Source organism: bacterium, assembly GCA_021159335.1.
Taxonomy (GTDB): Bacteria; UBP14; UBA6098; order B30-G16; family B30-G16; genus JAGGRZ01.
This window is the reverse complement of sequence record JAGGRZ010000010.1, coordinates 26,226-50,619: the sequence shown is the minus strand read 5'-3', so window position 1 is coordinate 50,619 and position 24,394 is coordinate 26,226. Positions and strand designations below refer to the sequence as shown.

At 46.9% G+C, this 24,394-nt stretch carries 25 protein-coding genes; 9 read left to right on the top strand and 16 right to left on the bottom strand.

The window, feature by feature from the left end:
- Positions 1–7: 7 nt before the first annotated feature.
- Genes J7J62_00680 through mutL form a run of 4 tightly spaced genes read left to right on the top strand, consistent with a single transcriptional unit; the run spans position 8 to position 10,083 of the window.
- Positions 8–5,236 carry an Ig-like domain-containing protein gene (locus J7J62_00680; protein ID MCD6123675.1) on the top strand — a complete coding sequence of 1,743 codons (5,229 nt, stop codon included), beginning with the start codon at positions 8–10 and terminating at the stop codon, positions 5,234–5,236.
- 34 nt (positions 5,237–5,270) lie between these two features.
- Positions 5,271–6,011, top strand: coding sequence for a hypothetical protein (locus J7J62_00675; GenBank protein ID MCD6123674.1), 741 nt, complete (start codon positions 5,271–5,273; stop codon positions 6,009–6,011).
- Complete coding sequence (locus J7J62_00670) at positions 5,938–8,334, top strand: tetratricopeptide repeat protein (protein ID MCD6123673.1); 2,397 nt, start codon at positions 5,938–5,940, stop codon at positions 8,332–8,334. The genes J7J62_00675 and J7J62_00670 overlap by 74 nt, the downstream gene beginning before the upstream one ends.
- Positions 8,335–8,346: 12 nt before the next feature.
- Positions 8,347–10,083 carry a DNA mismatch repair endonuclease MutL gene (mutL, locus tag J7J62_00665; GenBank protein ID MCD6123672.1) on the top strand — a complete coding sequence of 579 codons (1,737 nt, stop codon included), beginning with the start codon at positions 8,347–8,349 and terminating at the stop codon, positions 10,081–10,083.
- Between the two features lie 111 nt (positions 10,084–10,194).
- On the opposite strand, the gene galT is transcribed toward mutL, so the two are convergent.
- The 4 genes from galT to J7J62_00645 are packed head-to-tail and all read right to left on the bottom strand — an operon-like array spanning position 10,195 to position 13,689.
- Positions 10,195–11,226, bottom strand: coding sequence for a galactose-1-phosphate uridylyltransferase (gene galT / locus J7J62_00660; GenBank protein ID MCD6123671.1), 1,032 nt, complete (start codon positions 11,224–11,226; stop codon positions 10,195–10,197).
- Between the two features lie 3 nt (positions 11,227–11,229).
- Entirely contained in the window at positions 11,230–12,177 is a 948-nt protein-coding gene (locus J7J62_00655) for a radical SAM protein (GenBank protein MCD6123670.1), read from the bottom strand.
- Position 12,178: 1 nt separating this feature from the next.
- On the bottom strand, positions 12,179–12,781 hold the full coding sequence (locus tag J7J62_00650) for a hypothetical protein (GenBank protein MCD6123669.1): 603 nt from the start codon (positions 12,779–12,781) through the stop codon (positions 12,179–12,181).
- Positions 12,778–13,689 carry a tetratricopeptide repeat protein gene (locus J7J62_00645; protein MCD6123668.1) on the bottom strand — a complete coding sequence of 304 codons (912 nt, stop codon included), beginning with the start codon at positions 13,687–13,689 and terminating at the stop codon, positions 12,778–12,780. Before J7J62_00645 ends, J7J62_00650 begins: the two co-directional genes overlap by 4 nt.
- Before the next feature lie 36 nt (positions 13,690–13,725).
- Between J7J62_00645 and recO the strand changes: the two genes are divergently transcribed.
- The 5 genes from recO to J7J62_00620 are packed head-to-tail and all read left to right on the top strand — an operon-like array spanning position 13,726 to position 17,097.
- Positions 13,726–14,541 (top strand): DNA repair protein RecO, encoded by an 816-nt coding sequence (recO, locus tag J7J62_00640; protein MCD6123667.1) that lies wholly within the window; start codon positions 13,726–13,728, stop codon positions 14,539–14,541.
- Complete coding sequence (locus tag J7J62_00635) at positions 14,501–15,856, top strand: sigma-54-dependent Fis family transcriptional regulator (GenBank protein ID MCD6123666.1); 1,356 nt, start codon at positions 14,501–14,503, stop codon at positions 15,854–15,856. The genes recO and J7J62_00635 overlap by 41 nt, the downstream gene beginning before the upstream one ends.
- Entirely contained in the window at positions 15,849–16,328 is a 480-nt protein-coding gene (locus J7J62_00630) for an ACT domain-containing protein (GenBank protein ID MCD6123665.1), read from the top strand. Before J7J62_00635 ends, J7J62_00630 begins: the two co-directional genes overlap by 8 nt.
- A 38-nt stretch (positions 16,329–16,366) precedes the next feature.
- Positions 16,367–16,693, top strand: coding sequence for a hypothetical protein (locus J7J62_00625; GenBank protein MCD6123664.1), 327 nt, complete (start codon positions 16,367–16,369; stop codon positions 16,691–16,693).
- Positions 16,690–17,097 (top strand): helix-turn-helix transcriptional regulator, encoded by a 408-nt coding sequence (locus J7J62_00620; GenBank protein MCD6123663.1) that lies wholly within the window; start codon positions 16,690–16,692, stop codon positions 17,095–17,097. Before J7J62_00625 ends, J7J62_00620 begins: the two co-directional genes overlap by 4 nt.
- Positions 17,098–17,209: 112 nt before the next feature.
- Here the strand turns inward: J7J62_00620 and rpmC are convergent, their stop codons facing one another.
- The 12 genes from rpmC to J7J62_00560 all read right to left on the bottom strand — a co-directional run bounded on the left by rpmC (position 17,210) and on the right by J7J62_00560 (position 24,317).
- On the bottom strand, positions 17,210–17,521 hold the full coding sequence (gene rpmC, locus J7J62_00615; GenBank protein ID MCD6123662.1) for a 50S ribosomal protein L29: 312 nt from the start codon (positions 17,519–17,521) through the stop codon (positions 17,210–17,212).
- A complete protein-coding gene (gene rplP, locus J7J62_00610; GenBank protein ID MCD6123661.1) occupies positions 17,518–17,946 on the bottom strand; it encodes a 50S ribosomal protein L16 in 429 nt (142 codons plus the stop codon). The genes rpmC and rplP overlap by 4 nt, the downstream gene beginning before the upstream one ends.
- Positions 17,947–17,960: 14 nt before the next feature.
- Positions 17,961–18,716, bottom strand: coding sequence for a 30S ribosomal protein S3 (rpsC, locus tag J7J62_00605; GenBank protein ID MCD6123660.1), 756 nt, complete (start codon positions 18,714–18,716; stop codon positions 17,961–17,963).
- An 85-nt stretch (positions 18,717–18,801) separates the two neighbouring features.
- Positions 18,802–19,179 (bottom strand): 50S ribosomal protein L22, encoded by a 378-nt coding sequence (gene rplV, locus J7J62_00600; GenBank protein ID MCD6123659.1) that lies wholly within the window; start codon positions 19,177–19,179, stop codon positions 18,802–18,804.
- A gap of 29 nt (positions 19,180–19,208) precedes the next feature.
- The gene (gene rpsS, locus J7J62_00595; GenBank protein MCD6123658.1) at positions 19,209–19,496 is read right to left on the bottom strand and encodes a 30S ribosomal protein S19; all 288 of its coding nucleotides are present in this window, start codon (positions 19,494–19,496) and stop codon (positions 19,209–19,211) included.
- A 14-nt stretch (positions 19,497–19,510) separates the two neighbouring features.
- Positions 19,511–20,425 (bottom strand): 50S ribosomal protein L2, encoded by a 915-nt coding sequence (gene rplB, locus J7J62_00590; protein ID MCD6123657.1) that lies wholly within the window; start codon positions 20,423–20,425, stop codon positions 19,511–19,513.
- A 25-nt stretch (positions 20,426–20,450) separates the two neighbouring features.
- Positions 20,451–20,750 (bottom strand): 50S ribosomal protein L23, encoded by a 300-nt coding sequence (locus J7J62_00585; GenBank protein MCD6123656.1) that lies wholly within the window; start codon positions 20,748–20,750, stop codon positions 20,451–20,453.
- Positions 20,747–21,379, bottom strand: a complete 633-nt coding sequence (gene rplD / locus J7J62_00580; protein MCD6123655.1) for a 50S ribosomal protein L4 — start codon at positions 21,377–21,379, stop codon at positions 20,747–20,749. The genes J7J62_00585 and rplD overlap by 4 nt, the downstream gene beginning before the upstream one ends.
- A 17-nt stretch (positions 21,380–21,396) precedes the next feature.
- On the bottom strand, positions 21,397–22,035 hold the full coding sequence (rplC, locus tag J7J62_00575) for a 50S ribosomal protein L3 (GenBank protein MCD6123654.1): 639 nt from the start codon (positions 22,033–22,035) through the stop codon (positions 21,397–21,399).
- A gap of 26 nt (positions 22,036–22,061) precedes the next feature.
- A complete protein-coding gene (gene rpsJ, locus J7J62_00570) occupies positions 22,062–22,367 on the bottom strand; it encodes a 30S ribosomal protein S10 (protein MCD6123653.1) in 306 nt (101 codons plus the stop codon).
- 196 nt (positions 22,368–22,563) lie between these two features.
- The gene (locus J7J62_00565; GenBank protein MCD6123652.1) at positions 22,564–22,806 is read right to left on the bottom strand and encodes a hypothetical protein; all 243 of its coding nucleotides are present in this window, start codon (positions 22,804–22,806) and stop codon (positions 22,564–22,566) included.
- Positions 22,803–24,317, bottom strand: a complete 1,515-nt coding sequence (locus J7J62_00560; GenBank protein MCD6123651.1) for an aromatic amino acid lyase — start codon at positions 24,315–24,317, stop codon at positions 22,803–22,805. The genes J7J62_00565 and J7J62_00560 overlap by 4 nt, the downstream gene beginning before the upstream one ends.
- Positions 24,318–24,394 lie beyond the last annotated feature (77 nt).

Genomic DNA, 24,394 nt, shown 5'->3' with positions numbered 1-24,394 from the left:
TAGAATCGTGGTCGACCCGGAAGCCACAGATAGCGCGACACTACCAGCGGATGGCACATCGCGGACTTACATAGATGTCTGGGTCTACGATAGATATGGCAATCCAGTAACACCGTCAACAGCGGTAACATTTTCAACTGACCTGGGTTCCATAACTGATGTAGCATTCACCGACATCTCTGGACACGCAAGAGCCACATTCACATCTGCCTCTACCACTGGTGTAGCCACCATAACTATTCGCTGCGGCGAAAGAACCACCACAACCCAGATATTCCTCGAAGAGCTTGAAGCGAGATACATAGTCTTGCGTTCGTCAGCAGTGAGGATTATCGGCGACGGCACAAGCACGGCAACACTTACCGCAAGCGTTTACGACTCAGCGGGAACGCCTGTTTCCGACGGAAGCATAGTTGTTTTCGCGCAGGACACGAGCGCAGGCTACACACCCGGCATAATAACACCAACCATAGCAACCACAGTTGGCGGCGATGCAACGGCAACGCTTATAGCACCAGCTGCAAGCGGCAGAACGAAAGTTTACGCCTATGCAGGCGCTGTGGGTTCGTCTGTGGTCGACTCACTCATAATCGAATTCACAAGTGGACCTGCACAGATAATAATAATCGACACCACAGGGCTTATGAATATGGTCGCCGATGGCAGTCAATTCGAGGTCAGGGCTCATGTTTACGATGCATTCATGAATCCCGTGGCTATCGGCACGCCTGTCCACTTCACCACAACGAGAGGAACCATAGACTCCCTAAGCTATGTGTCCAGTTTGGATGGACTCGTTATAACCCACATTTCAAGCCATAGCGCTGGTCCCGGCTTAATAACGGCAACGGCTGACTCGGCAACGGCGGTGGCCTCGATAAACTTCAATGCCGTTGAGGGTAACTGGATTGAAGTGGTCGCGGTCCCGAACCGCCTTACTGCCGATGGTGTATCGACATCCGAGATAACCGCGATACTTCTCGACACAACGGGCGGACTGTTCACGCCTGTATCAGAAGGGACACCAATTCGATTCTCATTGAGAGGACTGGGAATGCTTTCATCAACCATCGCATATACCTCGGGGGGGAATGCATCGGTAACACTCACCGCTGGCATCCGGGTTGACACACTCGTTGTCATAGCCATAGGTCCCATATTGCCAAGCGGGGATACGCTTATGGACTCGGTGGAGGTAATTCTGGTTCCAGGTGAACCCCACAGGGTTGAGTTCATAACATCCATGCTTCATGACCTGCCCGCAAATTGTGTCGACACGGAACTCGTCGCGGTAAGGGTTCTTGACGCCAAGGGGAACCTCGTCGGGGCAGGTTACGATGTTACTTTCAGCACCACAAAGGGTGCCATAACCACGACATCGGCTACCAACGATACTGGATACGCTTTTGCCGTTTATACCGCGAGCTGCACCGCTGGTGTTGCTCTGGTCACAGCCACCTGTGAGGGGCATTCAGCGAGCGCAGCAATAACCCTCTTTCCGCTTACGGCTGACTCGATATCACTTTATGTATGGCCGAAACAACTTATTGCCAATGGCACTTCTCATGCAGACCTGGTCGCCACTGTTTACGACTCAACCGGGTCACCCGTGTCGGCTATGACTCTTGTATCGTTCACATCTACCAAGGGTCATGTCACCCCATCCATAGCACGAACAGCAAGCGGGACAGGACAGGCAACGAGCACACTGTATTCCGCCACGAGCGTTGACACTGCAATAGTAGTCGCGATAAGCGGTTCAGTTGCTGATACGGACACCGTGGTTTTCGTCGCTGGTCCGCCAGCGCACATAACATTATGGGCATCAGATTCTACAATACTTGCCGATGGGACTGATTCTGTTAGAATTTACGCCGAGGTAAGAGATTCATTCGGAAATATCGTTTCGCCAGGAACACCCGTCACATTCAGCTCAACCATGGGAACGATATTAACCGATGCTTATACTGACAGCAATGGCGTTGCCACGTCCATGTTCCATAGCGGGCATTCACCAGGCTGGGCGGTAATAACTGCAACAAGCGGAAGCGCAACCTCAACAATGCTTATTCAAATAATTCCAACCGATGTTGGCACTGTTATAGTAGATGTTACGCCGACATCTATCGTAGCCAACGGCACCGATAGCGCAGTAGTTATAGTAACCGTCAGGGACACGCTCGGTATGCCGATATCCGACGGCACACCAGTCTACCTTAGCGGAATAAACCTCGGACTGCTTGGCGCATACAACGGCACGACATCAAGTGGGCAGTTCCGAACGAGCATCCACTCACAACTCAGCGTTGGTCTGGACACACTCATTGTTACCTGCGGCGGCAAAACTGCACAAGCTGTGGTGACATTCGTTCCTGGACCGCCAGCCAACATAGTTCTTCAACCCAATAGAACGAGCCTTATAGCCAACAACAGCGATACAACGCTGATAACAGCCACAGTCACGGATGCAGGTGGCAATCCTGTCGGAGCTGGAACAGTGGTAAATTTCACCATCGAGCCCACCAGTCGCGGGGCGATATGGGCGGTTGGAGTTACCGACAGCACCGGACGATGCATTTCAGTGTTCACAGCGGGCACCTCGCCAGGCAATGTCGCGGTCCACGCTACCTCAGGGTCAGCGGAGGGTGTGTGTATAATCCAGCTCGTCCCAACTGCATTGGCTGAGATAGACATATCAGCAGGCGCACTATTCCTTCCCAGCAATGGCACCGCTACAACGAGTCTTTCCGCTTCGGTTTACGATAGCATGGGTTTCGCAGCACCGGACAGCACACCAGTAAGGTTCGCGAAGACAGGTGGCTCGGTTTCAGCGAACATTTATCCTACTCTCGCCTGGACATCCTCAGGCGTTGCCACATCGGAGATTATGGCGCCCATAGTGTCGGGTCCATGCTCTGTTTACGCTTACATTGACACTGGTGCAGGCTATCTTTACAGCGAGACGCTTGTAATAACATTCACACCGGATACATCGAGGAGATTTAGCTTCATGCCCTCATCGCTTACACTGCCCGCTGACGGCGTTAGCTCCGAGATTTGCACGGTACTCGTTACCGACAGATTTAATAACCTTATTTCAAGCGAGACAGTGACACTCTCCATGTCCCCAGCCGAGCTTGGAAGTGTCACCCCCACTATGGTCGTTACAGATTCAGCGGGTAGAGCCACCTTCACGGTTCGTTCACCACGGCACATCGGCAATGCATATGTGGAAGGCACAGTTGGCGGAAATGTTGGTCATCTGCCGGTGGAATTCACTGCTACAACAGCAGATACGATAATATTGGTGGCGCTCCCGAGTCGAATTCCGGCCGACGGTCACAGCACTACTCAGATAAGAGCTACAGTTCTCGACTCCTCAGGAAGACCCATATCCGACGGAGTTACAGTGGCGTTTTTCACCGATTTCGGGTATGTGGTTCCGTCCGATACGACCCACGATGGGCTTGCATTCTCGACGCTCACGGCTGCGGACACGGCATGCACCGCAACGATAATGGCTATTTGCCAGGCAGAGACAGCAGAAGTTAAGGTTATATTCACAGCTGGTGAACCGAGCGAAGTTAATGTTTACTTCTCGCAGGACTACGACACAGTAGGCAGCGGTACTATCGATTCAGTTTACGGGCAGGTTCTCGATACCCTTGGCAATCCCGTTGGCGAGGGAACATTGGTCAGGTTATGGCTTTCAAGCACAGGTTTGCCAGAGGACACCTGCGGTGGAGGCGGTGACATTTGCAGCCTCGGAACTATGGCTGACTATTCCGTCCTTACTGACGCAAGCGGAAGGTTCAAGACATACTTTACTCCGGGCACGAAATCGGGGGCTATTTGGGTTTTCGCACAGGCCGGGGATGCTGTCGGCAGCGATAACATGATATTGTTACCGCAGATCGCTCACACCGAAAGCATCGATGTGGACAGAAACCACATATATGTTAAAGGTTCAGGAAACATAGACCACGCCGTTTTGACAGCATACATTTACGATAGATACAACAATCCTGTAAAAGACAGCACAAAAGTTATATTCTGGTTCACCAATTACCCCGGTGGCAGCGACCCGCTTCGTCAACCATCGCTTGAACCTTCACATCCCACGCTCGGGCAACTGTGGTCTGACACAGTATATACGCTTGGCGGCAGAGCCAACATCACAGTAAGAGCAGGCAAAGCTTCAGGCGTTGCTTTGGTGAGGTCCTCGGTGCTTGATGGCTCAGGAATAATATCCGAAGCACCAAGAATAACGATATCGAGCGGATTGCCGCACTACATCTCGGTTTCGCGTGCGAAATGTAATGTCAAAGGTTGGGAAAGAGACGGCGTCTCGGACTCAATCATGGTCATGGTTCTCGACTCTATGGGCAACCCAGTGCCCAACGCCGCCGTTTACTTCACCACTGATGAAGGAATGATAATAGGCAGTGCGACCTCTAACGACTCAGGCTTTGCATCATCAATATGGTACTCCTCCAATCCACGCGGCGACGGGATAGTGTGGGTCAAGGCATCCACGCGAGGCGACTCCTCTTCAAGCTGTGGTGGAACTCCCGGATGGGTTTGCGACAGCGTATGGTTCTACAACTCAGGACCTGTAACATCAATAACATTGGTTACCAATCCCTCAACTGTGAATGCCGATGGCTCAAGCCATTCCACAGTTAGAGCTATACTTCAGGACATAAACGGCAATCCAGTTACAGCGGACTCGGTCAGGTTCACAACAACTGTAGGCACGATAACAACTCCTGTGATTTCAGTAGGTGAATGCACCATTAGTTACGCTGAAGCCACCTACACCAGCGCTACAGTAACTGTAGATAATTATTGCTCAAGCACACAGGTTGCAGCAGCTACTGTGCAGGCACAAGCCGGTTATGCCTCCGCGACGACGACCATCACCCTCAACGGTGGCGATTGCAGTTCGTCCAATTCCTCGATAAGCGCACCTTCGGAAGTTATAAGTGGCGGAACATTCAGCGTTATAGTCAATGTGAAGGATGTCTGGGGCAATCCTATCTGTGGCCAAAGTGTAACTCTGGTAAGCGCTTACGGCGCATCTATATCACCGTCATCAGCCACCACCAATTCGACAGGCAGCGTATCGTTCAGCGTTACCGCACCAGGTGGTCTTACTGACGATGTAACGGACATTATCACAGCCAATTTTGGCGCGTGCGCCGTTTGGACATCTGTCACATACAAAGCACCGTAAATTTGTCGTTACGGAAAAATAGCCGGAGGACACGATGAGAAAAGCAGTAATATTAATAATCCTTCTCCTCTTGGTTGCAAATACATTTCCCCTATCGGCGACCAACCCCGTTTACATATGTCCGCCAAGGAGATTGCTTCTTGTATCGGCAGAATATTCATATACTACCGTTCCCTTTTCGGGGCAGGCGGGTCGAGCAATTTTTTGGTCACAGCGTCTCGGGATTCACTTTTCGCACACATGGTTCAAAATTCTTGAACTTGGACTTATAGTAGGCGGCGCCGACCTTAACTTACGCGTCCCTGGATTAGCTGAGATAAACGGCAGCTGGGAACTTATGGCAGGCGCGAAAGCAAGACTCCAATACAGCCAGAGACTCAGAACGAGAAGGACGAGGTTCCTCGCAACGATAAACGCAAGATTCGCCCTTATAAGAACTCGTGGAAACACATTTATAACACCCTTAAACTACAGCGTTTATTACAGCTGGCGCGAATATTGTTTGGATGGGGTGGGTGCTATAAGATACAAAAATGTTGCTTTTGCCGGCGGAATAAGATTAATATATGTTGATGCACTCGGCACATGGAAACCACAAACTCCGACCGCATACAGGCGATATTCAGGGCATTTTACGAGCCGAACCGTTGTAAAACCAATATTAGGATTTAACTGGGAAATAAAAGATAACTATGTCTTCGATGTTGAAATTTACCCTATCCCCTGGCGAAAAAACGAAAGCGGATTTACTATCGGTTTTTCTAATTATCGCTGAGGTATTAGCAATTCTTTCAACTCCCAAGGCAACTTTCGCAAAACCCTTTGAAAAAGCCATTTTCTGGGAATCCACACCATCAGAGATACGCGACTTTCTATTCCTCGTTAAAAACCTTTGCGACGATGGCGACACAATAGATGCGATCGTCGTGCTCAATATGCTGAATCAAATCGACGACAGCCTTGTCGACAGATGGGCAAGCATCTTGACAATACTTCTTGCCAACGAGCAACCGAAGGAATTTGAAAGAACAACCTGGGGGAAAATATACTTAGCCAGAAAACTTATCATTGCATCTCCCGAATCAGCAAAAACAATACTAAGAAAGCTATCCACGATCGATGACTACACAATCCAGGCGGTAACGGAATACCTTCTTGCCGTGCTTCACATCAAGCTCGGTCAACTCGATTCAGCTAAACTTGTTCTCACATCGCTTGCCAAAAATTTCGGCGACATACCGATAATGGGCGAAGTGCTCTTCAGACTTGGGTATCTCAATTTACTCTCTGGTGACTATAAGGCATCTGATTCATTGTTTTCGCTTGCGCAAGAGGTTTACGGCAGCCAAGAAAGCTGGTGGAACGATGAGGCACTTTTTTTGCAAACTATAGCCCTCATAAAGCTTGGCGAGATAGACAGCGCCAAAACTGTAAGCGAGAAAATACGCTCAGAAAGCCAGTATAGAAAGATTTCAACAAGTATAGTGCGTGCCTACGAAAACCAATTCGACACAACAAAAATCGACTCACTTCCCGAGGTAATTCGGGTTGACCTTCTTATCCATCGAGGTTGGGAGTTGCTCGACAACCATCGCTATAAGAGTGCACTAAGTCTTTTTCAGAAAGCTTTGTCGGTATGTAGCGGCAAATCATGGGAAGCCTCGATATTCGCTGCCGAAGCTGCTTATAAATCGAGGGATTACGAACTTGCGGCTAAACTTTACAGTAAAACTTACCCTTCACACATCGCGCCTTACGCTAACTGGGGGCTTGGCTGGTCGCTATTCAGGCTTGGGAAACTCGACAGCGCCCGGAAAATCTTCACCAAACTATCGCGGGAATCGACATTCTCCCGCTACACCGATTACGCCATAGCGAGGACCTATTATGCACAAAGACAATACGACGAATGCGAAAAAATCCTTTCGGATTACATTAAAAACTGCGAATTCAGATGTCTTAGCGCAAGCTATTATCTTTTTCAGTCCCAGCTTTGGCTCGACGAGATCGACAAAGCCCTCGCAACATGCAAAACGATAATAAAAAAGTACCCGGGCACATTCAATGCCTCAAAAGCGGCATTGGTCCTCGCAAAAACACTTTTCGAAAGGGGGCTTTACGAAGAGCTTATCGACATATCCGAGAATTACGCTGACAAACTTCACGGAATAAGAAAGGACTCACTTATACTGCTTTCGGAGAGAGCAAAATACAAAATCGGAATCTACAAGGACCCGATGGAAATTCTCGATGGGTTTTCTAAAAAATGTCCCAAAAGTCCTTTAACGAGGAAACTTTTGCTTCAGACCGCTATCCAATGCGAGGAGCACGGCAGATTCAGGGATGCCATCTACTTTTACACGAAGGCAATCTCAAAAAGCGCTGCTAAAGACAGTGTGTGGGCAGAGGCTAATCTCGGCATAATAAGGTCAAGTCTCGTTATAGGGGATGAGATAACAGCCCGGCAAACTATAAATAAACTTAACGAATTAAACGAAAATGGTTGGTATCTGCGAGGTCTTTTCGAGCTTGCAAAATGGTTCTACAACGGCAACGATAAAGACTCCTGCGCCATAATGCTTAATAAAATACGGTCTTTTCACACAGACGACATCGTGAGCGATAGTGCACTCCTATTTCTTGCAAAACTTTATCACGAACAAGAATACTACAGCGAGGAAGCAAACATTCTTGCTCATCGCCTCGACAGCATGAAGAAAAGCGACCCTCTTTATTCTGCCTATGCGGAAAATTTTGTAATATGTCTGTGGAACATGGGTTTTAAAGACTCTGCTTTATCAGCGGCATTTTTGCTCTCGAGAGGCAAGCATGAATCCTCGTGCGGAATTCTTCTTAAAGGAGCCGAACTCGCTTTGGACGAAGGTGAAATAAGCATAGCTGGAAAGCTTATGGACAGCCTGCTTGCAAAAGACTGCAAGGATTTACCTACGGACTTCATGTATAGGATGGCTAATGCATATGTATCCCTTGACAGAATAAAAACAGCAAGAAAACTTTACACTGAGCTTATTAAAAAGTATCCCGACGACACATTAGCGAACAAGGCTCGCGAAAGAATGAATGAACTTTCAGAGTAGCTGCGAGGTGATATGAGCAAAATCATCAAACTACCTGAGGAAATAGCTAACAGAATTGCGGCAGGTGAGGTCGTCGAAAAACCGGCTTCGGTGTTGAAAGAATTAATCGAGAACTCCATCGACGCCAATGCCGAATTTATTGAGTGCATTCTTGAGGAAGGTGGTAAAAAGCTCGTTCAGGTTATAGACGATGGCGAAGGTATGACACCTGAGGACTTGAGACTGGCACTTGAACGACACGCTACGAGCAAAATTCACTCCAAAGAAGACCTTATGGCGATACAAACGCTTGGTTTCCGCGGTGAAGCTCTGCCTTCTATCGCCTCGGTGTCTCACCTCGAGATAATATCGCGAACACAAGACGCCGAGCTCGGTTATAGAATAGTTGTCGACCACGGACAGGTAGTTGATGAAGGCGAAGTCGGAACTCAGAAGGGGACGATAGTAACGGTAAAGGAGCTTTTCTCAAAAGTCCCAGCCAGAAGAAGATTCCTTAAATCGGAACGGGCGGAATATGGAGCATGTGTTGAATGGTTCACAAAATTGGCTTTAGCCAACCCATACATAACTTTCAGACTCGAACATAATGGGGTCGAGCAAGCATACTATCCATCTGCAGAAAGCTACAAGGAGCGCATAGAACAGATATTCGGGGCGGAACTCGTTGACAACTTGCTTGCCATCGAGGCAGAATACGACGAATACACCATTTTTGGGTTTGTTAGCAAACGGACATTCCATCGAGGAAGACCCGACGAGCAATATATATTTTTAAATAATCGTCCCATAAAGAGCGCCCTCATCTCAAGCGCAATAAGACAGGCATACAGGGAATTTATTCCGCCAAGGCGCTATCCAGTGGCTTTTCTGTTCATTGGTTCGCCACCCGAATTAGTCGATGTTAATGTTCATCCTGCCAAGCTTGAGGTAAGATTCAGGCGAGAGGAAGCTGTTTTCAGACTGGTTTACGGCTCAATAACGAAAGCGTTGGGAAGTATCGCTGCTCCAGCAAGAGAGCCGAGACCCATAACACTTATGCCACCGCAATCTTCAACACAGCTTGAGCTTGACCTCCCCATCCCAAAAACATCAGCGAGAACGCCCATGCCAACTGCTATGGAATCGCAGATTATAGAGGTTCTATCGACAATCGACGAAACTCAAACGAAAGATGCAGAGCAACCTAACATAATGCAGGTTCTTGATACCTACATAGTGATACCAGTAAGTGACGGAATGTATGTTATCGACCAACACAGCGCTCACGAACGCGTTCTTTATGAGCGTGTGCTTCAGGCCATTAGCGGCGAAACTCTTTTCGGACAAAGGCTTCTTTTCCCGATAGAAATAGCACTTCCTCCACAGCAAATGTCAACGATAGCGAAGATATTACCACAACTAAGCAAAATAGGCTTCGAGGTTGAGGTAAAAGATGTTAATCGTATAAGTATAACTGCTATTCCACCGTTCCTGCGCAACTCGGATATAAAAGACATCATAAATGGGCTTATCGATGACCTCGCAGAAAAAATCAACGAAGAGACACCATCGATAATATCGGAACTGGCAGCAAGCATAGCCTGTCATTCCGCTATAAAAGCTGGCAGAAAGCTTTCACGAGATGAGATGCTGGCGCTTTTTGAGCAACTTTTCGCCTGCGAACAACCGTTCAGGTGTCCTCACGGAAGACCAACCATAATAAAATTCACCAAAAGCGAATTCGAGAAAATGTTTGGAAGACATGGCTGACGCGGTATAAAACTATTGCTACACATGTATCAGTAAGGGGGACTAATCACATCACCTTGATAAATGGGGGGCATTCATTCTGTTTATTTTCAGCTAATTGTGGGGATTAGCTTACTCAGAGTTTCTCAGCGCTTCGGCGGCTGACTCTGGCGGCACAGGATTAATGTAGAACCCCGAACCCCACTCAAAACCCGCTATCTTGGTAAGGCGCGGAATTATTTCAAGGTGCCAGTGCCAATCATAGGGCAATGTTTCCCAGTAGAATGGCCTCCCTGGGCGGTAAACTGTGTTCGGTGCTGTGTGCAACATGAAGTTGTAAGGCGGATTGTTAAGCACCCGCTTTAACCTTCCGAGAATGTCTTTTAAAGCATCTGCGAACGCCCACAGGTCCTCATCAGAGGTTAGCGAAAAGTCGTGATGATGGTATCTCGGAAGAAGACATATTTCAAACGGGAATCGGCTTGCGAATGGGCAAAATGCTACGAACCGCTCTTTAACGAACACTATTCTCTCCTCAAGCGCCATCTCCTGATTTATTATATCGCAGAAAAGGCAGCGTTCTTTTTGAAGATAATGCTCTTTTGCTGAGTCGAGTTCAGCGGCAACCGTTCTGGGCGTTATGGGTGTTGCTATAAGCTGAGAATGAGGATGTCCAAGACTGGCACCAGCCACAGCACCGTAGTTTTTGAATATAAGCACATAGCGTAAACGCTGGTCCTTGTGCAGATCTGAAATTCGCTCGCGGTAGGCTTTAACAATGTTGAACACATCCTCCAACGGCATATCCCCAATATGGGCGTTGTGGTCGGGGGTCTCAATTATAACCTCGTGCGCACCTATACCGTCTATAATGTCATAAATTCCCAATCCTCGTCTGTTAAGTTCACCCTCAACCTTAAGCACAGGGAACTTGTTAGGTATAACTCTGAGCTTCCATCCAGGGGAATTGGGCTTACTGCCTTCCTCGCGCACGGCATATATTTCCGGCGGAGTTCTGTCCTCGTTTCCCGGGCAGAACGGACAAGCTATAGGGCTTGTTGGCTTAACAGTCTCCTCGTGAGCGAATTCCTTGGGACGCTTTGCTCTCTCAGCCGCTATTATAACCCATCTTTTCTGCACAGGGTCGTGTCTTAGCTCAGACATGCCTCACCCCTCATCTCTGGTTAGCTTAAAATAGTCGTCAGTCGTTTTTGTCACCAGTTTTTTAGCAATAAGTGCATCTATAGCTTTTCTCGCCTCATCATATGTTACAGCAAGCGCATCAGCTATGTTTTCGAGCTTTTCGGGTCTCCGCATCAGAATCTCGAGCACTTTCTCAGCAAGGTTTGCTAATCTCTCAACTTTCGGCTGAACTGCCCTAAACTTACCAACAACTCTGCATCTTTCGCCAAACAGCCTGCAAGCAAATTCTACCCGCTCCATCTCAGGCGGTTTTACCCAGCTTTCCGCCGGCGGCCTAATGGGAAGATTGATGTCGATAAATTCAAATGGAATGCCATCAAGTAGTTCCGCAAGCTTTCTGAGATGCTCATCTGAATCGTTAATTCCAGCAACAAGCATCACCTCCGCCCAGATGCTTCCACCAAAAACCTCCGCAAACTTCTTTACCCCCTCAATATGCCGCTCGAAGGTAGCTGATGGATGTGGTCTGTGCAGTTTTATGTAGGTTTTCCGGTCAGCAGCGGCGACAGTCGGGACAACAAGGTCAGCCAACATAAGCGCCTCGCGAACCTCCTTGCGCCAAAGTGTAGTGCCGTTGGTTAGCACGCAAACTTTCTTTTCGGTAAATTCATCCTTTATGAATTTGATTAATTCACCTATGTGTCTCCAAAGAGTCGGTTCACCGCTACCGGAGAATGTTATGTAGTCAGCTTTTCCACCGGATGTGAAGAATTCCGCCAGCTCGCTTTTGACTAAATCGGGATTTACGCCATCAATAGTTGATTCTGCGCTAACAGTTGGTGCCCTTCCAAGCTGGCAATAAATGCAGTTATGAGTGCAAGTTTTCTGCGTGAACGGGTCTATTCCCAGCGAAAGCCCAAGCCTTCGCGATGGAACCGGACCGTAGATAGTTTTCAATGATTCATGCTCCATTTCAAATAAGCACCTGCAATATAAATCCTACAACAACAGGTATTGTGAAATTGTCATCTATTATAACTGAAGTCAACTCCAAAATTGCAGCAAGAACTGCTCCCAAAAGGTTGTAGCCAATACCAATGCTTGGGAATGCTAAACCAGCCAAAAAAGCGCTGACAAAAAAAGCTATAGTCCCCTCAAGAGTTCGCCTTCTCACCCGTCCTTCCATAACCCTTTCGTCATAGACGACATACTTTCCGCGATGCTTTCCCACGATCGCAGCGAAGGTATCGCCCACTATAGCATAAGTTATCGCAAGGCTTGCGATTCTCGTGTCGTAAAGGAAGAGAGCCATAGTGCTGCCAAGCAGAAGATAAGTTGCCCCTGATAAAGAGCGAAATTCCCATCGACGATACATTTTGCCCCATGTCTTGTAGAATTTTTGTCGAGCCTTTTTGCTGAATATTCTCAAAAGGTCGTGAATGAAAAAAATAGCAGTAGCCGCCGTTATGAGTATAAGGCTCAAAGTTTTTGGGAAACGCATGGCTCCAATAGGTATGATAAGCGCAACAAGATTAAGCGACTTTCTTATGACCTCATCCCATACACCAGATTTCATCGGCCACTCCTTTTACACGGCACTTTGGAATAAATTGACCCCGGCGGATGAGGAACCTGCTCGATGGTTTTCGTGAAAAGTTCCTTTTTCCTTTTTTTATTAGCTATTTTAGCTCCCACAAAAGAGCCATAAATATCACCAAGATAAAATACAACACCAGTAACAGCCATAACCACTGCGAATCCCCTATCTTTCTTCCAATAGGAAGCAGCAAGTCCTGCCGGCACAGCAACTGTTATGAAGCCAAAAAGGGCATCTCCCCAGTGTCCTACATAACCTCTTCCGAGGCCGGGCGCAAGAGCAGAAAATAGCGCTGCAAAATAAGGGTTCTTATCGTGCATAGCCAGCCCCTGACGGCATCGCTGAAGCAAAAAGCTTATACTTCCCGAAATGATGGTTGTATCTGACTTATCGAGGAATGATGAAAAAATTTCAGATGCGCGCTTATAATCGTTTTTCGCCAGATTAGCCCAGCCAAGGAGATATCGCATTGCTGGGTCAACAGTGTCGGGATGAGCGATTATCGTATCATACTGCCCCACATAGAAGTAAGTCAAAGCTTTTCTATATTCCGCGATTCGAGAAAGTGCAGGATACTTTTCACCAAGCCTTTCGTAAAGTTTCCTCGCTGCCGTGTATTCTCCCGCTCTCTCCTTGGACAAAGCCGCCATGAAAAGCGCATACTGAGCGCAACTATCGTCAGGATAGACGAGGTAAAATCTTAAATACTCCACCGCAGCCCTCTCGTAGTCGCCATCTCCAAACAGATAGTCCGCAAGCTTTAGAACCTCGCTTTTCCCCATCGGGCATGGTGATACCTCACTGAGCGGGGCTGAGCTTGATTGTGCGCAAAGCAACGATGCAAAAAACAATGTCAAAAGCAACGATGTTCTTCGAAAAATATTCATTTTAAAAATTGGTTTGGTCAAATTTAGTCAACATCAATGATAAAATCAACAACAAAAGCTTTCTGGAGCGAGAAAGATTGCTTATCTTACTTTATGCGTCAGAGAAGCCAAAATGGCATTATAGTTCGAAAGACGCGTTACAGGGAAAGCAGTCTTATAGTTAGTGCACTGATGGATAGTGGTGAGCTTATATCGTTCATATTCAAAGGTGCGCTCAAAAGCAGGTCACTCATATCACCACGGATAATACCATTCGCGGTGCTTAAATTCACATTTTATCCAAAACCTGATAGAACAATTTTTACAGCATCGGATGTCAAAGTGGTTGAGGACTTCGGGATTGCGGACGCAGACTTTCAAAATCAGAAAAAAGCAGCCAAATTCATCAACTATGCGAGTGCAGCGGTTCGCCACGGCGACAAAATCCCCGAAATATACGAACTTTTAACGAGCTTATTTAGGCAATGGCGCGCGATTTACGGTGTAGACGAAAGAATTCTTGAAGCTGGATTTATGCTTAAAATACTTCTTTTCTCGGGGCTTAAGCCAGCGTTAACAAACTGTGCAGTTTGCGGAAAAGAATTAAGTGAAGCACAGAGGTTATGGTTCTCGCCGTCAGCGGGAGGATTCATATGCGAGAGATGCCCTAAGCCTGCGGATTCGATAAAAACGGACGCGGAAAAGGCTCTGGCAATGGAGAAACTAATAAACACACCATTTAAAAAATATGATAAATTAAGTATTGCGAATCCTGAGATTTTATTTGATTTTACCAAAAAGTTCTGGAACTATCACATCGGAGAGGTGTCAGGTGCAAAAGCCAGACGAAAAAATACTTATAGTCGAGGATGACAAGGCGCAACTTGAAACGCTTGCCGAGATATTATCTCCACTCGGGAGCATACTAACAGCCGAAAGCGGAAGTGAAGCGCTCGACATAATCAAGCAAGAGCAACCAGCAGTCGTTGTCGCGGACCTCGTGCTTCCGGGCAATGTCGACGGACTCAAAATACTTAGGTTCACAGGTGAAGCGACGCCTGAAACACCGGTCATACTAATAACAGGACACGCTACAGTTGAGACAGCGCTTGAGGCGATGAAATCTGGAGCATACGACTACCTCATGAAGCCAATAGATATAAGACGACTTCGTGCGCTCGTTCAAAAAGCTCTTGAGAGATACCGATTAGCCACCGAAAAGAAAAGGCTTCTCGAAGCTATCGAAAGCGATACAGTATTCATGGGAATGGTGGGCGTTTCAGAGGGTATGCGAGATGTTTTCAGGAAAATAAGCGCCGTGGCACCCACGGATACCACAGTTTTGATAATTGGAGAGAGCGGCACGGGGAAGGAACTCGTTGCAGAGGCTATTCACAAATTATCGAACAGACCGGGCAAACTCGTTAAAATAAACTGCTCAGCCATACCGGAACACCTTCTGGAATCGGAATTATTCGGCTACGAGAAAGGAGCATTCACAGGGGCATTAAGGCGAAAACCGGGCAAATTCGAGCTGGCAAATGGAGGCACACTGTTTCTTGACGAGATAGGCGACATGCCACCAGCACTTCAATCAAAACTTTTGCGAGTTATCGAAACGGGCGAGGTCGAGCCGCTTGGCGCTACATCCGCCAAGAAGGTCGATGTGCGAATAATAGCAGCCACAAACCAGGACCTCGAAAGACTTATGAAAGAGGGCAAGTTCAGGCAAGACTTATATTTCAGGCTGAGAGTTTTCGTCATAGAAATTCCGCCTCTCAGGAAAAGGCGAGAGGACATACCGATACTGGTCTCCTATTTCCTCAGGCAAATAAGCGCGAAACTTGGCAAAAAAATAACGAGCTTATCCAAGGATGTTATGGATGCATTTATGGAATACGATTGGCCCGGCAATGTTCGGCAACTTAGAAACGCACTCGAGGAAATAGCTATTCTTGCCGAAGGAGAAACTATAAATGTTCTCCCGACTTTTATTGAAAAAGAGGCTATAAAACCAAGCCTTGAGGGCAAAACGATGGAGGAAATAGAGCGCGAGGCTATTGCATTGGCGCTTAAAAAAACGGGGGGAAACAGAGTTAAAGCTGCAAAAATGCTTGGAATAGGAACGAGAACACTTTATCGTAAGATTGAAAAATATGGTTTAGAAAAAGAGGGGAAAAATGATTAGCAAGGAAGAACTGGAATACCTCGTGCGCAAGACAGTCGAAAAGTTAGGCGATAAGGTTGACCCGAAAACGGTTGCGGAAATAGTCAAAGCTGAGGTCGAAAAACTTGAAAGCGGCGAGAAAAAGAGCGAGGTCACAGTGCCGCCGGAAATACAAAACCTTGCCCAAAAACCGGTGGAACCGCCGAAAACACAGCAAAATCAAGAGCGAATAATTATCTCCGCCTTCGGCATAAACAGACCCGGAGTCGTAGCCACCATATCATCGATTCTTGCGAAACACAATGTGGACATAGTGGACATATCGCAGAAAATTCTTCAGGAGTTCTATTCACTTATAATAATAGGCAACATAGCAGGATGCGACTGTGATTTCAACACCCTCAAGCGGGAACTCGAAAACTCTGCAAGCCAGTTCGGCGGGAAAGTATTCGTGCAGCACGAGGAGATTTTTAGGGCTATGCACAGAGTTTGAGTCTCCCATCATTAACCTCGAAGAAGAAAGGGGAGGTCATGATAGAGGACATTGTGGGTTCAAGAGTAGTTATAACCATAGCAAATCCCCACATCCAAGATTGGCAACTCAGACCAAAAGTTGAGATACTCGAAAGGAGCACTATAGCTATAGTTGCGAAAGTCGTTGCTACTGACGAACTCGGCATCTGGATAGAACACTCAGAATACCCTATAAGTTTTGATGGTGAGGGACGACCACGAAAGGAGAAAGCAAACATCCTCATCCGTTACGAGTTCATAACTTCCATAGCCTATTTCCCCAACCTTCCCAAAGAGAAAGCAGGCGTAGAACATAAAATCGGGTTTCTTGAGCGTAAGGAATGAAAATAAACAAACAATTCGGGCGCAATCTACGATTTCTTCGCTATGCTTCCGGCATCATTATGCGCGGAAATGGCCTTTCGCAAAATGAACTCGCAAAAAAGCTGGGTGTAGCAAGAAAAACCATAGTGTTCTGGGAAAGTGGACAGGTTCCATCGGCAAGGAAATTGACTGAACTGTGCGAATTCTTCTCGCACCATCTGAAACTCGAGGAACCCATCACTCCCGACGACATGCTCACCAAAAACATAGAGGACTATTTCATGGTCGTCCCTGAGCGAGGCGAGGTCCATCGGGTCAAGCCAGAGTTCAAAAAATTCCTGCGTGACCTTTATGCGCGCGCTGACAAGCTAACCCCAAACGACCTCGAGAAGATAATGAAAATAATTGACGAACTGTTGCGTTAGCTCAAATGTTGAGCTGTAAAATTTAAAACCAATGCCCATCGAAAACTTATCGATTCTCTAATATTGATTAATCAAAGGGAAGTTTTTGGCAGTTTTTGCCGACCACCACCAACTAAACATCTTCTTCGGCAGGTTCCTCGTGAGTTTCCCCGGCTGATTTTTCTGGTTCGGGTTCCTTGGGTTTTTGCGTTTCGGCGGAGACTTCTTCTGGCTTCTCGCTTATTATCCTTCTTATCCCAAGCTCGTGTTCGCGAAGGATGGTATTTATTCGGGCTATATCTTTTTTTATCTGTCTTATTCGCCTCGGATTGTCAAGCGTCTTTATCGCAGACTGCATCCTCAGATTGAACCACTCCTCTATTAGGAGCTTTTTTTGCATAATAAGCTCTTCTCTGGTCATATTTCTGAGCTCATACATTTTCATAGCACATTACCTCCCTCGCGACCACGAACGATAAATTTGGTCTTTATCGGGAGTTTTCTCGCAGCGAGCTGAAATGCTCTGAAAGCTTGCTCCTCCGTGACACCTGCCACCTCAAATAGTATTTTGCCCGGTTTAACGACAGCCACCCAGTATTCGGGATTGCCTTTACCCTTTCCCATACGCGTTTCCGGTGGACGCTTTGTATAGGGTTTATCGGGGAATATGTTAATCCAAAGCTTTCCAACGCGTTTAAGATAACGGGATATAGCCACACGAGCAGCCTCGATCTGCTGGGCGGTTATCCATGCTGGTTCGAGCGCCTTCATGCCGAAATCGCCGAAAACAAGCCTATTGCCCCTGGTGGCTTTGCCTTTTAATCTTCCACGCTGTTGCTTTCTGTATTTTGTTTTTCTTGGCTGAAGCATTACTGTCCTCCCATTTATCTGGAGCCTCTTCCGCGCGAACGCCTTCCGCCCGAGCGTCTCGTGAACACATACGGTCTTGCAGGTCTTCTCTCGCGCCGCTCAACCTTCAGCGCCTTCTCCCAGTATTCGTGCATACCACCAAGAATATCACCTTTGTATATCCAGACTTTAACGCCAACAGTGCCATATGTCGTGAATGCCGTGGCTCTCGCAAAGTCTATGTCAGCCCTAAGTGTATGCAACGGTATTCTTCCGTCCTTGTATTCCTCCGAATGAGCTATTTCCGCACCGCCAAGCCTGCCCGAGCAACGGATCTTTATCCCCTTCGCTCCCATTCTCATTGCAGCAGTTATAGCGCGCTTTATCGCTCTACGATGATTTATCCTGCCCTCGATCTGGCGAGCAATGCTTTTCGCAACAAGGTAAGCGTCGAGCTCGGGCTTCTTTATCTCAAGAACATTAAGCTGAACCTCTGTATTCGTTATGAATTCAAGCTCTTTTTTGAACTGCTCTATCTCAACTCCGCTACGCCCTATAACGACACCCGGACGAGCTGTGTAGATGTTTATCGTTATCCTGCGCGGCGAACGAATTATCTCGACCTGAGAGACATCGGCATTGTCGAACCTTTTGCGCGTGTATTCGCGTATTTTGAGGTCCTCGAGCAAGTTCTCGCGATACTGCTTGCTCCCCATAGGAGCAAACCACTTAGAATTCCAGCTCCGTATCACGCCAAGCCTTAAACCTATTGGATTAGTCTTCTGACCCAATTTCCTACCTCCAGAATTTTATCTAAAAATCAAAAACTCATTCAATTTACTTTAAAATCATTCTTTTTCAACAAAAAATTGCTCTCTACTTTCTTTTCTTCGACTTCTTCGGTTTCGGCATGTTGTCAATGTGGTCGAGCTCGATGTATATGTGTGAGAATCTGTGATGATATGGGACAGCTCTTCCGTGAGATATTGGGCGCCAACGCCTTAGCCTGAACGATTCGTTTATCATAAGCCTTGAGATATAGAGTTCGTCCTCCTTGACCGAGAACTCCTCACTATTAACAGCATTAGCGACAGCAGACTTTAGTGCTTTCAGCAAGTATTTTGCGCCACGCTTGTTTATCAAAGGAAGCATAGCCATAGCCTCAGTAACCGTTTTACCGCGGATAACATCCGCCACCAACCTCAACTTGCGCGGAGAAATTCTAATATATTTCCAAACCGCTTTCGATATCATTGGGTCCTCCAATATTTCGTTAGCCGGCGTCACTTCTTCCTTATCACCTGCTTCGCTTTTTTACCGCCGTGCGCCTTAAAAATGGTAGTGGGCGAGAATTCACCGAGCTTATGACCAACCATGTTCTCCGTAATGTAAACCGGAATGAACTTGTGCCCGTTGTGAACCGCTATCGTGTGTCCCACGAATTCAGGTATTATAGTGCTTCGCCGCGACCATGTTTTTATAACCTTTTTCTTCCCGGTTCTATTTAACTCCTCTATTTTTCTAAGTAGCTTTAAATCGACATATGGTCCTTTTTTAAGCGACCTCGGCATAACCTCTCACCCCTTTATTTTCTCCTCTTTACAATGAATATATCAGAAGGCTTATTTTTCTTTCTCGTTTTGTAGCCTTTACATGGCTGACCCCACGGGGTTACGGGTGTCTTGTAACCCTTCTGTTTTCCGCCCTCACCACCACCATGAGGATGGTCTACGGGGTTCATTGCGACACCTCTCACATGGGGTCTTCTTCCGAGCCAACGCTTTGCGCCGGCTTTTCCGTAAGATATGTTTGCATGGTCGAGATTGCCCACCTGCCCTATTACAGCAGTGCAATCACCCTGAAAACGCCTCAGTTCACCAGAGGGCAACCGCAAAACTACATATGGAACCTGTATCTTCTTTATTATTTCACCGTTTTCGTTGAATATCGTATGAGTGGTAAACTTTTCCTCTCTTCCTACTATCTGAGCCACTGCCCCGGCGGCGCGAACTATCTGACCACCTTTGCCGGGCTTTAACTCAACATTGTGAACTCGCGTTCCAACAGGAATCTTATAAAGCGGTAGAGCACATCCAACCTTTATGTCCGGGATTACCCCGTCAACCTCGAGCGCCTTTGTGCTATACGCTCTCACATGGTCACCAACTTTAAGTCCCATAGGCGCAAGAATGTAGCGCTTCTCACCATCTGTGTAGTGAAGAAGTGCTATGAAAGCAGAGCGATTTGGATCGTATTCTATCGCAGCCACCTTAGCGTCGATGTCCTTTTTATCGCGCTTAAAGTCTATTATTCTGTATCTTCTCTTATTCCCGCCACCGCGGAATCTTACCGTGGTATGCCCGTAGGTATCCCTTCCGCTTATCCTCTTTTTCGGCGCGAGAAGTTTCTTCTCAGGTTTCTTTTTCGTGAGCTCCGAGTAATCGAGCGCTATCCTGTGCCTGACGCCGGGCGATGTTGGCTTGTATTTCTTTATAGCCATGTTAACTCCTCTACTTTCACTCTAATCATACCAAACCCTCAAATATAGGTATAGTCTGACCTTCTTTTAGTTTCACCATCGCTTTTTTCCTGGACGGAGTTCGACCAGTATATACTCCTCGCCTTCTTGGCTTTCCGGGAAGATTTACTGTCCTTACCTCGATAACATCAACATCAAACAGTCTCTCAATGCTTCTTCTAATGTCGTCTTTGGTGGCCTCAGGATGAACATAAAACACATAAACATTTTCCTTCGTCCTAAGAAGCGTCGATTTCTCCGTTATAACAGGTTTTATAATTATCTTATGTGGGTCTTTAAGCTTCATACTCTACAAAGCTCCTTAAGTCTTTCTATTGCCGATTTTTCGATTATAAGATTTTCGCTCGTTATAGCTTGATAGGCATTAAGCTCACCAGTGTGGGTCACCCTTACATTTTTGATGTTGTCAGCACTTTTTACAACAATCGGGTTAACCTCATTTGTTATTATAAGCGTTTTACGCGAAATGTCTATGCCTGCGTTGTTAAGGATATTCAGCATTTCCTTGGTTCTCGGCGCCTCAAGCTCGAAGCCCTCGAAAACATGGACGAGGTTTTCCTTGGCTCTGTCAGACAGAACTGAGTAAAGAGCTATTCTTTTCATCTTTTTAGGCATTCGCAATCTGTGATCTCTTGGTTTTGGCGGATGAGCTACACCACCGTGTCTCCATATCGGCGAACGAATAGACCCGTGCCTTGCCCGTCCAGTTCCCTTTTGGCGCCAAGGTTTTCTGCCGCCACCTCTTACTTCGCTGCGTGTTTTCGCAGAGTGGGTTCCGAGACGCTGATTGGCAAGATATACTTTAACATACTGCCATACCACAGCTGGTTTCGGCTTCCTATCGAACACCTCAGGGGGCAGCTCTATCTCGCCTTTTGGATTGCCCAATTTGTCGTATAGCTTAGCCTTTGCCATTTTATTCTCCGACTGAATCAAATTCTACCGCTTTTTTTAATCACGACATACCCGCCTTTGGGACCCGCTACCGTCCCCTTAACTATTATCAAATTATCCTCAGGAATTATTTTAACTACCTTTAATCCTTTTACAGTAACTGTTTTGTTGCCCTCGTGGCCAGCCATCTTAAGCCCTTTAACCACTCTCGATGGGAAGCTTGATGCACCTATTGAGCCCGGCGCACGCCATTTGTCCGATTGCCCGTGCGACTTTGGTCCGCCCCTAAAACCATGTCGTCTTACCACTCCAAGAAATCCCTTGCCTTTGGACTTACCTGTTACATCAACCTTTTCGCCTTCCTCGAATACATCCTTTACCGTCAGGACCTCGCCGACTTCGAACTTCATGTTAGGATCAGGAATTCTAAACTCCTTAAGCTTTCTGAACGGTTCGACTCCAGCTTTTTTGAAGTGTCCGAGCATTGGCTTGTTCACTTTGCTTGGCTTTACAGGTTCATATCCGAGCTGAATAGCGTAATATCCATCCTTCTCGGGAGTCTTGACCTGAACCACCTTACACGGTCCTGCTTGAATAATAGTAACGGGTATTCGCGTCCCATCCTCGTCGAATATCATCGTCATTCCTATTTTCTTTCCCAATAATCCGAGCATAATTTGCTCCTTGAGCTTTAAAAACGCATTCAAAGAGAAATCTCAATATCGACACCAGCGGGAAGCTCCACTTTCATCATTTCCTCTATCGTCTTGTCATCAGCGCCGTAGATGTCTATCAGCCTTTTGTGAACGCGCATTTCGAACTGTTCTCTGCTTTTCTTGTCAATAAAAGTCGAGCGCAACACAGTGTAAATTCGTCTTCTCGTCGGAAGAGGAATCGGACCTGCAACTATAGCACCGGTTTTCTTGGCTATCTCAACAATCTCCTTCGCAGACCGGTCGAGAATAACATGATCATAAGACCTTAATTTTATCCTGATTCTTTGAGCCATATTCCCTTATACCCTCTTGGACATAATAAATGCCCCAAATTGTTCTTTCCTGAGCCTCCACTCCCACCAAGCTGAACGGGTGGGGCTTCCCGCCGCCGCTTCGTGGAGCTTCGACTCCAAAGCAATGCTTCATAAAATAAATATTTAAAGCGTTGTCAAGTATTTTTTACCAAAATCTTGTGATAAAGTCCTATTTTCATTCAAGCAGTTTCCGCACTTCGGGTTTGACAAAGTGTTTTTCCCAATCGAGCGTTCCGAGTTCAGCCGCCATAAGCTCTATTTTCGACTGCGTAGAAAGAGCTTTATTAACGAACAAAAACATTCTACCGCCTACCCTACAAAGTCCTCCAGGTATGGTCCCCATTCGCTCATAACGCACTTCTACTCCTAAAAGCCGTGCTAATCGCTCGAGTTCTGCTATTTTCTGCTCCCGTTTCATAAGAGTTCGGAAAACTTTGCCAAATCGGGCAGAATCTTTTTTGCCTCTTTAAGCGCTATGTGCAACGAGAGTTTGTCGTGTTCAATCCTCTCGAGAATTCGCTTAAGTTTCTCAAGAACCTCCTTCGCAGGCTTACACGGGTTTTCAGCACCGAGAAGCCTGTAACCCTTCGCTATAGCCAATAACTCCGCTGATAATGCATTGGTAACATTATCCACAGCCTGAATGATTTTTCTTCCAGCGGCAGCGCCGTAGCTCGCGTGGTCTTCCTGGTCTGCTGATACAGGAATGTTATCCACGCTACTTGGGTGCGCGAGCACCTTGTTTTCCGAAGCAATGTCCGCAGCGAGATATTGAAGTATCATAAGCCCGCTTTCAGGTCCCGGTTGGTCGGCAAGGAAATCGTTAAGGCTCGATAAAACTGGATTTAGAAGTCTATTAAGATGTCTTTCCGCAAGATTAGTTAGTTCTGCGCATAAAAGCGATGCGAAATCGAGCCACAATGCTATTCTTTCGCCGTGGAAGTTGCCACCACTTAAAGCACGAGCCTCATCCGCGATTATCAATGGATTGTCAGAAGCTGACTTCAGTTCACTATCGATAACTTTGCGGAAACTTTTTGCTACATCCCACAGCGAGCCCAAAATTTGCGGCGCGCATCGTATAGAATATGCATCCTGAACGCGAACATCGCGCTTTCTGCATGTAAGTTCGGACTCTTCAAGTAGCGTTCGCAAAGATTTTGCCACAGCTTTTTGACCGTCATTTTCAATAATACTGTGAATTCTCTCGTCAAAAGGCGTTTTCTTGGCGCCAACTATTTCGGCAAGCATAGCAGTATTAACCACTTCAGCAGCAATAAGCATCTCAAGTTTATGCACCGAAAGAGCAGCTATCGCTATCATAAACTGTGGACCATTTATTATCGCTAATCCATCCCTGCCGTCAAGTTTGACAGGCTCGAGCAGTTCGCTTCTTAATGCTACTATAGCGGGCACCTGTCTTCCACCGTAGAAAACATCTCCCTCGCCAAGCATTGCTAAAGCCACATGAGCAAGCGGAGCTATATCACCGCTGGCTCCCACGGAGCCATACTTCGGAACATATGGAACGATGTCTCTGTTAAGCATTTCCACCATAAGCTTGACCACATCTGGATTCACCCCTGAGTATCCCATAGCCAAGACAGCAGCTCGAGCGAACATAGCAGCGCGAACGACCTCCTCAGCATACGGCTCGCCAAGTCCAGCGCTGTGGCTTCTTACGATGTTCTCCTGAATTATATGAGCCATATCAGCGGAAAACTTTATTTTTGCAAGGTCGCCTACACCAGTTGAAAGCCCGTAAATCGGTCCCTTATCTTCTGCTATCTTTCTCAAAGCATTAAACGATTTCTCCATAGCTTGCAAAGCATCATCTGAAAGAACGACCTTTGCACCATAGGCTACCCTAACGACATCATCGACAGTAGTTCCACCTGCTCCAAGAATGACCTCGTTAGCTTCAGCCATCTTTCCTCCTGTTGTTTTTGCCTAAAAATAGATTGGCAACGGCTTGTAAGCAAGTGAAAGTGTAGAATGTGGTTATT